Source organism: Paenibacillus sp. HGH0039 (genome assembly GCF_000411255.1).
Lineage (GTDB): Bacteria > Bacillota > Bacilli > Paenibacillales > NBRC-103111 > Paenibacillus_F.
This window is the reverse complement of record NZ_KE150415.1, coordinates 11,894-24,982: the sequence shown is the minus strand read 5'-3', so window position 1 is coordinate 24,982 and position 13,089 is coordinate 11,894. Positions and strand designations below refer to the sequence as shown.

General features: G+C 53.1%; 10 protein-coding genes. All 10 read left to right on the top strand.

Annotated elements, in window-relative coordinates:
• Positions 1–14: 14 nt before the first annotated feature.
• The gene (gene spoIIE, locus HMPREF1207_RS28185) at positions 15–2,507 is read left to right on the top strand and encodes a stage II sporulation protein E (RefSeq protein ID WP_009671896.1); all 2,493 of its coding nucleotides are present in this window, start codon (positions 15–17) and stop codon (positions 2,505–2,507) included.
• A 243-nt stretch (positions 2,508–2,750) separates the two neighbouring features.
• Entirely contained in the window at positions 2,751–3,470 is a 720-nt protein-coding gene (locus HMPREF1207_RS28180) for a vWA domain-containing protein (RefSeq protein ID WP_009671875.1), read from the top strand.
• Positions 3,454–4,374, top strand: coding sequence for a protein kinase domain-containing protein (locus tag HMPREF1207_RS28175; RefSeq protein WP_009671868.1), 921 nt, complete (start codon positions 3,454–3,456; stop codon positions 4,372–4,374). The genes HMPREF1207_RS28180 and HMPREF1207_RS28175 overlap by 17 nt, the downstream gene beginning before the upstream one ends.
• 84 nt (positions 4,375–4,458) lie before the next feature.
• Entirely contained in the window at positions 4,459–5,976 is a 1,518-nt protein-coding gene (gene tilS / locus HMPREF1207_RS28170) for a tRNA lysidine(34) synthetase TilS (protein ID WP_016424265.1), read from the top strand.
• Positions 5,977–6,016: 40 nt separating this feature from the next.
• Positions 6,017–6,556 carry a hypoxanthine phosphoribosyltransferase gene (hpt, locus tag HMPREF1207_RS28165; RefSeq protein ID WP_009671909.1) on the top strand — a complete coding sequence of 180 codons (540 nt, stop codon included), beginning with the start codon at positions 6,017–6,019 and terminating at the stop codon, positions 6,554–6,556.
• Between the two features lie 95 nt (positions 6,557–6,651).
• Positions 6,652–8,628 carry an ATP-dependent zinc metalloprotease FtsH gene (gene ftsH, locus HMPREF1207_RS28160; protein WP_009671883.1) on the top strand — a complete coding sequence of 659 codons (1,977 nt, stop codon included), beginning with the start codon at positions 6,652–6,654 and terminating at the stop codon, positions 8,626–8,628.
• Between the two features lie 214 nt (positions 8,629–8,842).
• A complete protein-coding gene (nadA, locus tag HMPREF1207_RS28155) occupies positions 8,843–9,781 on the top strand; it encodes a quinolinate synthase NadA (RefSeq protein WP_009671902.1) in 939 nt (312 codons plus the stop codon).
• 40 nt (positions 9,782–9,821) lie between these two features.
• Entirely contained in the window at positions 9,822–11,453 is a 1,632-nt protein-coding gene (nadB, locus tag HMPREF1207_RS28150; protein WP_009671877.1) for an L-aspartate oxidase, read from the top strand.
• Positions 11,434–12,303: a carboxylating nicotinate-nucleotide diphosphorylase gene (nadC, locus tag HMPREF1207_RS28145; RefSeq protein ID WP_009671861.1), complete on the top strand. Its 870-nt coding sequence runs from the start codon at positions 11,434–11,436 to the stop codon at positions 12,301–12,303. The genes nadB and nadC overlap by 20 nt, the downstream gene beginning before the upstream one ends.
• On the top strand, positions 12,300–13,073 hold the full coding sequence (locus HMPREF1207_RS28140) for a type III pantothenate kinase (protein ID WP_009671891.1): 774 nt from the start codon (positions 12,300–12,302) through the stop codon (positions 13,071–13,073). Before nadC ends, HMPREF1207_RS28140 begins: the two co-directional genes overlap by 4 nt.
• Positions 13,074–13,089 lie beyond the last annotated feature (16 nt).

The window sequence follows — 13,089 nt, the reverse complement described above, 5'->3', positions numbered from 1 at the left end:
GGTGGTGTCTGAACATGGAAAAACGAAATGGTGCACTTTCCATCGGTCTGCAATGGGCAGGCGCGGTGCAGCGGACGAAATCGGCAGCTCAGGGCAGAGTGGCGGAAAACAGACTCATTCAATCGTTTGTAGCCAAGAAATGGTCTATCCTGCTCCTGCTGATGGCCTTTCTGCTGGGGAGAGCCATGATCCTTGAGGAGCTTGCTCCGTTTTCGATAGCTTTTTTTGCGGTCATGTATTTCCAGCGCCGTGATTTGCTTCTATGGACAGGTGTGTTTCTATTTGCCGGAAGTTTACTGGCCGTACAACCTCAGAGCGGGTTTATCCTGACCGAGATGATCGTGTTTCTCCTCATCCAGAAAGGATTGGAGAAATACGAGCGCTCGGATATCTCCCTGGCGCCGGTGCTCGTCTTCATCACAACGCTGCTCGTGCAGATGTTCGCTCACTTGGTCAGCTCGGACCTCTCCTGGTACTCCTTGACAATGACAGGAGTGGAATCGGTGCTGAGTCTGGTGCTTACGCTTATTTTTGTACAAGCGGTCCCCGTCTTCACGCTGACCCGCAAAAATTATCAGCTCAAGCATGAGGAGATCATTTGTCTGATCATTCTGCTGGCGTCCATGATGACCGGCACCGTGGGCTGGACGCTCGGACCGGTTACGGTCGAGCACGTTGTCTCCCGTTACCTGATTCTGTTATTCGCACTGGTGGGCGGAGCGCCGTTCGGAGCCTCGGTCGGTGTGGTGACGGGTCTTATCTTAAGTCTCGCCAATACCAATGCGATTTACCAGATGAGTTTGCTGGCCTTTTCGGGCATGCTGGCGGGCCTGCTGAAGGAAGGCAGACGGATGGCGGTAGCCTTCGGCATGCTGCTCGGCTCGTCGATCCTCTCCATTTATATCGGGACGCAGGGGGAAGTCATGAACTCCACCTGGGAATCCGTTGCGGCGGTAGCGCTTTTCCTGCTCACACCCAAGAGCGTTCTCCAGACGCTGGCCAAATACGTGCCGGGTACCCAGGAGAACCTCAAATCCCAGCAGGATTACGCCAAACGCGTCAGGGATATTACGGCCGGCCGGGTCGAGCAGTTTTCACAGGTGTTTATGCAGTTGGCCCGGAGTTTCAAACAGCTTACGGTCGAGAGCCAGCCGGTACCTAAGGAAGAGGAGATCAGCCATTTCATGGAGGCCGTTTCCTGCCAGACCTGCCAGATGTGCCCGAAGCGGGTCCGCTGTTGGGACCAGCGTTTCTATCAAACGTATCAGTTTATGACGAGCATGATGACGGAAATCGAGCTGAATCCGAATTTCTCGCGGAAGCAGATTCCGATAGACTGGAGGCAGGCCTGTACGAAGCCGGATCAGGTACTGGATGTTATGAAAAACCAGTATGCGAAGTATCAGAATGATATGCACTGGAAAAAGCAGATTTCGGACAGCCGTCAGATTGTGGCGGATCAATTAAGCGGTGTGTCCCAGGTCATGGAGGATTTGGCGAAGGAGATCAAGCGGGAGGGCCAGGAACTCTTTCTGCAGGAGGAGCAGATTCGTCAGGCGCTGGAGGATCTCGGGCTTTCCATACACAGCATTGATGTTATTTCGCTGGACGAAGGTAACGTGGAGATCGAGATCATCCACCAATATACAAAAGGCTTCGATGAGTGCCGCAAAATCATAGCGCCTCTGTTAAGTGAAATTCTCGGGGAACATATTGCGGTGAAAAATGAGGAAATGCTCCCGAGGGGTGAAGGCTACAGCACGGTATTGTTCGGCTCGGCCAAAGAATTCGAAGTGGAAACGGGAATCGCGGGAGCAGCCAAAGGCGGAGAACTGCTGTCCGGGGACAGTTTTTCCGTAGCGGAGCTGGGCAATGGCAAATTCGTCGTGGCGCTGAGCGACGGAATGGGCAACGGCGAGAGGGCCAGGGCGGAAAGCTCGGCTGCGCTTACTATTTTGCAGCAGCTTCTTCAATCGGGCATGGACGAGAAAATCGCGATCAAATCGGTCAACTCCGTTCTGCTTCTGCGTTCTTCCGACGAAGTGTATGCGACGGTGGATATGGCTCTAATTGATTTGTACAGCGCAGAGACGACCTTTATGAAAATCGGGTCCACACCGAGCTTCATTAAAAGAGGCAGCGAAGTGATTCCGGTGATGGCTAACAACCTGCCGGTCGGCATTCTGCAGGACATCGAAGTGGACTTGCTGTCGCGATCTCTTCAGCACGGCGACCTGCTGATTATGATGACTGACGGCATTTACGACGCACCCGGGCATGCGGTCAACAAAGAAATCTGGATGAAGCGGGTGATTCAGGAAATCGATACGGACATTCCTCAGGACTTTGCCGATAGACTGCTTGATCGTGTTATGCGCTGCCACCACGGGGAGATTATCGACGACATGACCGTGGTCGCGGCGCGTGTCGAGAAGCATCAGCCGGAATGGGCAACTTTCCGCTGGCCAGGCGTTAACCGGATCGAGCGGCCGAAGGTGGTGAGCTGAGCGCCCCGATAACGATAGAACGGTGACCTGCCAGTTTATGAATTGAAAGGAGGCCGAATGCTGAAATTCGACAAATGCAGCCGTGCAGCGGAGTATCCTAACGGGTGCCCCGCTGCTTTTTCTTGAAAAGGTCCCGCCACTCGATCGACCGGGCGACCAGCCTCTAATTTTTCCCCCCTATGATTAGAATCTCGCAGACTTGGCGAAACTAGTAAGAACATTCATAGGTTGGAGGCGGAAGAGATGAAACAGATCCTACTAATCACCGACGGCTGTTCGAACGTCGGAATCAGCCCGGCGGCCGCTGCGGCGGAAGCCCGCGCGGAAGGCATTACCGTCAACGTGATCGGTGTCGTTGACCAGGGCGAGCTCGGCCTGCTCGGTGCCGAGGAAATCCGCGAGATTGCGAAAGCCGGAGGCGGCATGAGCCGGATCGCAACCCCGCAGCAGCTGTCGCAGACCGTGCAGATGATGACGCGCAAGACCGTGACGCAGACGGTGCAGCAGGCGGTCAGCCGGGAGCTGCAGAGCATACTCGGCAGCGGGGACATGACCGAGCTGCCTCCTGCACAGCGCTCCGAGGTCGTGCGCGTCATAGACGAGCTTGCGGAGAGCGGTTCCCTCCGCGTCGCGCTGCTGGTGGATGCCAGCGCCAGCATGAAGCCGAAGATGGCGGCGGTGCGTGAGGCCATCTCCGATCTGCTGCTGAGTCTCAAGGCGCGGAGCGGAACAAGCGAACTGTCGGTTTTTCATTTTCCGGGACGGCATGACGGTGATCCTGATGTGGAAATGGATTCGGGCTGGACGTCAAATCTTGCAAATCTGGATAAGATGTTCTATAAATTAAACATGAAGGGCACCACCCCTACCGGACCTGCCATGCTGAAAGTGGCGGCGTACGTATCGGGTAAACCTATCTATTCAGACGATGAGGACGGGATGCTGCGTGACTACGTCGTATGAGCCCGCCCTGCCGCTCGGTACGACCCTCAAGGGGATCTGGAACGGCAGAACTTATACGGTTGTGCGCGGGCTGGGTTCGGGAGCGAACGGCCAAGTGCTGCTTGTACGCAGAGGCGAGCGCCGGTATGCGATGAAGATCGGATACGATCCTCTCGACCATCAGTTCGAAGTAAACGCCCTGCAGTCCCTTTCCAAAACGGATACGTCGTTCAGCCGATTTTTGCTGGATGCCGACGATGCGGAATTCGAGGGACGCCGCTTGTCGTTTTTTATCATGCCTTACATACAAGGTCTTTCTTTATCGAAATACATACGGACCTACGGCAAGGACTGGATTTACGTGATCGGATCGAATCTGCTTAAAAAGCTTACGGAGCTGCACCGCAGCGGGTTTATCTACGGAGATCTGAAATCCGACAATCTCGTTCTTACGGAGCATGGAAGCGTGGAGTTGATAGATTTCGGCGGCATGACGGCCAAGGGACGTGCGGTTAAGCAGTTTACGGAGATTTTTGACCGCGGCTACTGGTGTGCGGGAGAACGGGTTGCGGAGGAGAGCTACGATTTGTTTTCGTTCGCCGTTCTGATCATCAAAACACTGGATGAACGCGACGCGTTCCGCCCCGCCCTGCAGGAGCTTCCACAGAACCGGAATATCTCCATGCTTGAGGATATCGTCAAAAGCAGCGAGCGGATGAAAGGCTTGGCTCCTTTTTTGCTGAAGGCTCTGAATAACCGGTTTGCTTCTTCCGAAGAAGCGCTTGCCGTATGGAGGGAACAAGCCAAGAAGGCGCGCGGCATCAAAGTCCCGGCCGAACGCAAAGAAGCCCCCGGGATTGTTCTGTTTTTGACGATATCCTTGATTGTTTTGCTGGGAACGATCGTTTACTTTTATCTGGACTGAAAAAAGGTCAAGACTTCGGCCCTTTCTTTACAAGGGCCGATTAACAGGGTGCTGCAGCAGTTGACGGAAAGCGGGGAAACAATCATGGAAGGGAAGCGGCAGCCGAGAGAGGCTAACCATAGGGAGCCCGGCAGCAAAGGATTGGACCCGGGATTCCGGGTCCGTGCGGCCGTCGAGAGCCGTATCGCCGAAGAGAAGCTGCTGGAAGCGGGCGATACCGTCGTTGTAGCCGTGTCGGGAGGACCGGATTCGGTTGCGCTTCTTCATTTGCTGGACGGGCTGTCGGGTTCAAGGAATTGGCGCCTCATCGTAGCGCATGTCAATCACCGATTCAGAGGGGAAGAGTCCGACCGTGAAGCGGCATTTGTGGCTTCCTTTGCGGAGCGTCTCGGATTGCCCTGCGAGTCGGCTTTTATTGATGTGCCTGCTTATATAGAAGAAACAGCCTTGAACTCTCAGGTCGCGGCGCGGCGGAAACGGTATGAGTTCCTTTTTGAGACGGCTCGCAAGTATGGAGCAAGCAAAATCGCGCTCGCCCATCACGCGGACGACCAGGCCGAGACGATTCTGATGCGGATTTTACGGGGCACCGGGCCCGGAGGATTAACGGGAATACCCGAGCGGCGAGCCGAAAAAAAAGTGGAACTCGTCCGGCCTATGCTTCGTATATACAAGAAAGAGGTAATTAGTTATTGTGATTTCCTGGGGCTCGCTTACTGCCGGGACAGCAGCAACGATTCGCGGAAGTATTTCCGGAACCGGATACGGCTGGATGCGATGCCTTATTTGCGCCAATATAACGATCAGCTTCCGGAGTCCTTGAACCGGCTGGGTGAAATCATGACGGCCGAGAACGATTATATGGAACACGAAGCTGACAGCGTGTATGCTTCCGTCGTCAAGGACGAGGCGGGTGCAGCGAGCTTGGATCGGGGTGATTTTGTTCACTTGCACGTCGCTTTACAAAGGCGTGTGATTAAACTAATATTAAATTATCTCGCTTTTCAAGAGGAAAACGTCGATTATGCAAGATTAGAGGCGATTCGTACGGCAATTGTGCAGGACAGTCCCTCCAATCTCACATGGCCAATCGACGGACGTATTGCCTTGATTCGTGAGTACGAACGTATCTGTTTTCGATCCGAGACATCAGCCAGGTCGGGGGATGCGGCTTTTTTGCATCAAGTGGACTTGCAGCAGCCGTTTCTGCCTATTCCGGAAGCCGGAATGACCTTTGGTTTTACGGCGGAGGAGCGGGATGGAGTCGGCGGCGCCGATATTCCGGCACCCTGCCCAGACGAGGCTTGGTTTGACCTTGATGCCCTTCGGATGCCGTTGTCGGTGAGAAACCGGCAAGCCGGGGATCGTTTGGACGTGTTTGGTTTAAACGGCACCAAAAAAGTAAAAGATATTCTCATGGATGCCAAAATACCGCCCAGCCGCAGAGACCGGCTTCCGCTGCTTATGGATGCAGAAGGAAGGGTTCTGTGGATACCGGGCGTTCGTCGTTCCCGCCATGCGCTTGTCGGACCGGGAACCGTACGTTGGCTGCACATCCGGATTGAGCCCCCGGTGACTGAGGGAAACGGCCTTGGAGAATGATTTGTCACAGTTTTCATATTATTAAGTAGGGGGAGCATCCTTGTTTAACGACATTCAAGAAGTTTTTTACTCGGAGGAACAAATTCAAGCTAAGGTACAGGAGCTTGGAGCCCAGATATCCAAAGACTTCGAAGGCCGCAATCCGCTTGTGATTTGTGTGCTTAAAGGAGCTTTTATTTTCATGGCGGACCTCGTGAAGCAGGTTACGATTCCGCTTGAGCTTGATTTTATGGCGGTATCCAGCTATGGACAATCGACCAAGTCGTCGGGCGTCGTCAAAATCATTAAAGATTTGGACGTGTCCGTAGAAGGACGTCACGTACTGATCGTCGAAGATATTATCGACAGCGGTTTGACCCTGAGCTACCTCATTGACGTGCTTGAGAGAAGAAATGCCCAGTCCGTGTCTGTGGTTACTCTGTTCAACAAACCTGCCAGACGGTCCGTCGATCTGCAGCCCGATTATGCCGGTTTTGAAATTCCGGATGCGTTTATCGTAGGCTACGGGCTTGATTATGCCGAGAAATACCGCAATCTTCCTTACATCGGTGTTCTGAAACCAGAGATTTACTCTTCTTAAGAACACCCGGGTATGTCCCACGGCCGGCTTTGTTGTGATGCTAAGACATGCTGTGGTAAAATATAAAAAGTGTGTCGTTTGAGAGGAGGTAGCGGATGAATCGCTTTATCCGGAATACCGGTTTTTATTTATTGATTTTCCTGGTAACAGTCGGTATTGTGCATTTCATTAGTACGCAGAACGATCAAAAAGAAGCGATTACCTACAACCAGTTCCGGCAGGAATTAACGTCCAAGAACGTCGAGAAGCTTCAAATTAAAGTCGACGGGGGCACGTACCTGATCAACGGGCAATACAAGAATCCTAAGGCGGCGGATAAATCTACATTCGTTACCCGTGGTCCATTTGATTCACGTGTAGTAGAGCTGATCGAAACAGCGGGGGTTCAAGAAGAGTATCTGAAAATGGAAGGCGACAGCGTTTGGATTTCGTTCCTGACGTCCATTATTCCGTTTGTGATCATCTTCGTCCTGTTCTTCTTCTTGATGAACCAGGCTCAGGGCGGCGGCGGCAAAGTCATGAATTTCGGCAAGAGCCGTGCACGCTTATATAATGAAGAGAAAAAGCGCGTCACGTTCGAAGACGTGGCCGGCGCGGACGAAGAGAAACAGGAATTGGTCGAAGTCGTCGAATTCCTTAAAGATCCGCGCAAATTCTCTGCAGTAGGAGCCCGCATTCCGAAAGGCGTGCTGCTCAACGGTCCTCCGGGGACCGGTAAAACCTTGCTTGCCCGTGCTGTTGCGGGTGAAGCGGGAGTTCCGTTCTTCTCCATCTCCGGTTCCGACTTCGTGGAAATGTTCGTCGGTGTCGGTGCTTCCCGTGTACGGGATCTCTTCGAGAATGCGAAGAAGAACGCGCCTTGTATTATCTTTATCGACGAGATCGACGCCGTCGGCCGTCAGCGGGGCGCAGGCCTCGGAGGCGGACACGACGAGCGCGAGCAGACGCTCAACCAGTTGCTCGTCGAGATGGACGGATTCGGAGCGAATGAGGGAATCATCATCGTCGCGGCTACCAACCGTCCGGACATTTTGGACCCGGCGCTTCTCCGTCCGGGACGTTTCGACCGTCAAATTACGGTTGATCGTCCGGATGTGAAAGGCCGCGAAGCGGTCCTCAAGGTTCACGCGCGCAACAAGCCGCTGGCCAAGGACGTAAGATTGGACTCCATCGCGCGTTACACCACCGGCTTTACGGGTGCCGACTTGGAGAACTTGCTTAACGAAGCGGCGCTTATCGCAGCGCGCCGCAACCGCAAAGATATCTCGATGGCCGAGATCGAAGAAGCTTTCGACCGTGTTATCGTAGGTACGCAGAAGAAAAGCCGCGTAATCAGCGAGCGCGAGAAGCGTACGGTAGCTTACCATGAATCCGGTCACGCCATTATCGGTTACTATGCCGAGAATGCGGACATGGTTCATAAAGTAACGATCGTTCCACGCGGCCGCGCAGGCGGTTACGTGATGATGCTTCCTAAAGAAGGCGAAGATCGGATGATGCAGACCAAGAACGAGCTGCTCGACAAGGTCACCGGACTTCTTGGCGGTCGCGTTGCCGAAGAAATCTTCATCGGCGAGATCGCGACAGGAGCATACAGCGACTTCCAGAAAGCGACCGGAATCGTTCGCAAGATGGTCATGGAATTCGGTATGAGCGACAAGCTCGGCCCTATGCAGTTCGGCAGCAGCCAAGGCCAAGTGTTCCTGGGCCGCGATATCGGTCATGAGCAGAACTACAGCGATGCGATCGCTTATGAGATCGATCAGGAAATGCAGCTGATCATCCGGGAGTGCTACGACCGGGCGAAGCAGATCCTGAATACTCATAAGGACAAAGTTCATCTTGTCGCTCAAACGCTTCTCGAAAGAGAAACGCTCGATAAGGAACAGATCGTGGAGCTTCTTGAGAAAGGTCAGATTTCGGGCAATGAGGATATAAAAGTTACGATCCAAGGACAGGATGACAGCGTTAAGCCGGAACCTGCACCTGAAATCGAACTGAAAACCGAAACGCCTGAACGGACCAAACTCAATCCGGATAAACCGGATGATGAAGGCAACAACCAGGCATAGCCGATAGAACTGAGCATACAACCGGATGTCCCCGCGGACGTCCGGTTTTTTCATTTTAGCGGCCGGATTTGCGGATTGACACGTCCATGCATGTTGTGTAAATTTAGTTGTGATACTTGAATTGCCTTTTACAAAGAGTTCAACAAGGGTGAGAAGGCGATCGCCATAGCTATTGAACATAGGGCGTGCCGCTTCATATAAGGAGGATGCATTCATGGAGGCATTGGCTCTCGAAAGAAAAGCCGAGCAGAACAGACTGCTGAAAGAGCGAATTTTAGAGCTTAAGAAAGAACGCAATGCCATTATTCTCGCTCATTACTACCAGCGTGACGAGATTCAGGAAGTCGCCGATTTCCGCGGGGATTCATTTCTTCTGGCTCAGAAAGCCGCTGAAACCGATGCAGATGTTATCGTTTTTTGCGGAGTACACTTTATGGGGGAAAGCGCTAAAATTCTCGCTCCTACCAAGACGGTGATTATTCCCGACGAACGGGCCGGCTGCCCAATGGCCGACATGGTGAACGTGGAAGGATTGCGGGCTCTGAAGAAAGAGCACCCCAATGCGAAGGTTGTCGCCTACATCAACACGTCAGCGGAAGTGAAGTCCGAAACGGATATCTGCTGCACATCCGCAAATGCAAGAAAAGTCATCGAATCGATCGATGCCGAGGAGATTATCTGGGTACCGGATAAAAATTTAGGCGACTATGTATCAAAATTCACAAACAAAAAAATGATTATCTGGGAAGGCTACTGCAACACCCACGATATGCTGACCGTCAAAGATGTCGAGGAAATGAAGGCGGCTCATCCCAACGCGCAATTCGTGGTTCACCCGGAATGCCGACCGGAGGTTGTTAAGCTCGGAGATTTTGTGGGCAGCACGACGGCTATCATCAAGTACTGCCGTGAATCCGATTGCCAGGAGTTTATCGTCGGAACGGAAGACGGAACAGGCTATCAGCTTCGTTTAGACAGCCCTAATAAAACTTTTCATTTTGCCACGAAATATCTGGTATGCCCGAATATGAAAGTAAACAACTTGAAAAAAGTCGTCCGGTGTCTGGAAACCATGCAGCCTGAAATCTATGTAGCACCGGAAGTGGCTGAAAAAGCAAAGCTTTCCTTAGAGCGCATGTTACAAGTTAAGTAGCATGCGCTACTCTCTTTGTTGAAGGCACGGGTGAACCGCCATGATACCTAGATACTTAACGGATACGGATTTGACCGCCATTCCGCACTATAAAACCGACGTAATCATTATCGGCGCAGGCATTGCCGGTTTATTCACGGCCCTGCAGGCCAGCGCTTCTCAACGCGTGCTTTTGATTACGAAGAAATCGCTTCTGGACAGCAACACCCGGTATGCCCAAGGTGGAATTGCCGCTGTAATTTCCGATGAAGATTCGCCTGAGTATCATCTGCAGGACACGCTTGTCGCTGGCGCGGGCTTGTGTTCGCGAGATGCTGTGGACGTACTGGTTCATGAAGGACCACAGGGCGTACAGGACCTGATCCGGATGGGGACGCAGTTTGATTTGGAAGACGGGGAAATCGCCTTGACCAAAGAAGGCGCTCACAGCCAGCGGAGGATTCTCCACGCGAATGGGGATGCGACCGGCGCTGAGATTGTGAGGGCGCTTTCCGAAAATACCAAGAATAACCCGTCCATTGAAATTTGGGATGATCATATTGTGATTGATCTGATTACGGTTGACGGGGAATGCTGCGGTGCCCTGGTTCAAAAGCCCGATGGACAGCGTGTATATGTCCAGGGCAACGCGACCGTGCTATGTACAGGCGGTGCGGGTCAGTTGTTCCGCTACACGACTAATCCGGACGTTGCGACCGGAGACGGGGTGGCGATCGCTTACCGCGCCGGAGCTGACATACGTGATATGGAGTTTATCCAGTTTCATCCGACCGTGCTTGTTTACCCGGGAGCGCCGCGTTTTCTGATTTCGGAGGCGGTCCGTGGTGAGGGCGCATATTTGCGCAACATCAAAGGGGAGCGGTTTATGGAGAAATATCATCCGCAGCTCGAGCTTGCTCCCCGAGATGTAGTAGCCCGCGCGATCGTCAGCGAAATCGAGGAAACAGGTTCCAGTTTTATCTACCTGGATATAACCCATGAGCCGGAACAGATGATCCGGCACCGGTTCCCTACCATCTATGAAACTTGTCTGTCATTCGGTCTGGACTTGACAAGCGACTGGATTCCCGTCGCCCCTGCCGCCCATTATATGATGGGAGGGGTAAAGACCGATCTGCATGGGGAAACCAACATAAAGAGGTTGTTCGCTTGCGGGGAAGTATCCTCTACGGGTGTACACGGAGCTAACCGGCTGGCGAGCAATTCGTTATCCGAAGCGATTGTTTTCGGACGCCGGATTATAGATCGCATCCGGTCACTTGCTCCGCTTCTGAACCAGGTGCCCCAGACAGGTGAGGAAACCGCTGCCCGTACGGAGCTGCCGAAACAGGCAATGGTAGAGAAAAAATTGAAGCTGCAGAAGGTCATGGTTCGTTATGCGGGAGTCCGCCGAGATGCGGCTGGGCTTCAGCGGGGACTCGACGAACTTAAACGGCATCTGCCGTCCTTCGACTCATGCCTTACCCGCAGGGAAGATTACGAATTCGCTAATTTGCTGACCTGCGCGCTGCTGACAGCCGAAGCCGCGCTGCTTCGTGAAGAAAGCCGCGGCGGGCATTACCGGGAGGATTTTCCGCAGCGCAGAGATGAGCAGTGGCTTAAACATATCGTATTAAACCGTGAATGTGGTCTGACGGAGGAGTGGATACTTAATGATGGAATTAAACTTTAAACAAATACGGCAGAACATCAAGTTGTGGCTCGACGAGGATATCGGAACCGGTGATGTGACCACGATGTACACCATCCCCGCGGACCAGCAGAGCAAAGGGATCATTCATCTGAAAGAATCGGGAATTGTGGCGGGCCTGCGCGTAGCGCAGGAAGTATTCGCGGAAGTGGACGAGAACCTGGTGTTTTCGCCGCAGGTAAAGGAAGGAGAGTTTGTTTCCAAGGGGACGGTAATAGCCATCGTGACGGGAAACACTCGGAGTATCTTGAAGGGAGAACGGCTTGCTCTCAATCTTCTTCAACGGATGTCCGGTATCGCCACGCGTACGCGTCAATATGTGAACGCGCTGGAGGGTCTTCCTACCCGGCTCGTCGATACACGGAAAACGACACCGGGGCACCGAATGCTTGAGAAATACGCCGTACGAGTCGGCGGCGGGTTCAATCACCGCTACGGCCTGTACGATGCCGTCATGATCAAAGATAATCACATCAAGGGTGCAGGCAGCATTACGGCGGCCGTCCGTGCGGCTCGTTCGAGAATCCCTCATACGATGAAAATTGAAGTAGAGGTGGAGAACTTCGAACAGCTGGACGAAGCCATTGCGGTTGGCGCGGATATTATTATGCTGGACAATATGAAAGCGGCCGACATGGCCAAAGCCGTTTCTATCGTAAAAAGCCAGGCTCCGCATGTATTGGTAGAGGGCTCCGGTTCCGTTACGCTGGAAACGATCAAATCGCTGGCGGAAACAGGGGTACATGTGATTTCCGTCGGAAGACTGACCTACTCCGTGTCTGCGCTTGATATCAGTCTGGATCTTAACGAGCAGAAAGGAGTTTCCTTGTGATTTTAGTCGTAGACGTTGGCAACACCAATATAGTCCTGGGCATTTATCAGGGCACCGAATTGCTTCATCACTGGCGGCTCGGCACGAATCGCTCTGCGACCGTGGACGAGTACGGGATGATGTTTCATAACCTCTTTCAATATGCCGGCATTGATATCCAGCAGATCGAAGGGGTCATTATTTCATCCGTTGTACCGCCTCTGATGTTTGCGCTGGAACACCTTTGTTTAAAATATGTGAAGAGAACGCCGCTTATCGTCGGGCCGGGCATCAAGACGGGGCTCAACATCCGGGTCGATAATCCGAAGGAAGTGGGGGCGGACCGGATCGTCAATGCCGTGGCTGCACTCGAGCTGTACGGCTCTCCTTGCATCATTGTTGATTTCGGTACGGCGACCACGTACGATTATATAGACAAGGCGGGGCAGCTTATCGGCTGTGCGATTGCGCCCGGCATCGGAATTTCAACAGAGGCTCTGTATCAGCGGGCGGCCAAACTGCCGCGTATCGAACTGATCAAGCCCAAGAGCGTTATCGGACGCAACACGATATCGTCCATGCAGGCCGGAATCATTTTCGGCTATGTCGGCCAGGTAGACGGAATCGTGGACCGGGTCAAACAGGAATTCGGCATTGCTCCTAAAGTTATCGCGACCGGAGGACATGCCGAACTAATCGCAAGCGAATCCCGTACGATCGATGTCGTCGATCCGATGCTGACGCTGGAGGGCCTGCGCTTCATTTATACCAAAAATGCGAAGCAGGAATAGCTTACAAGAAACGGGG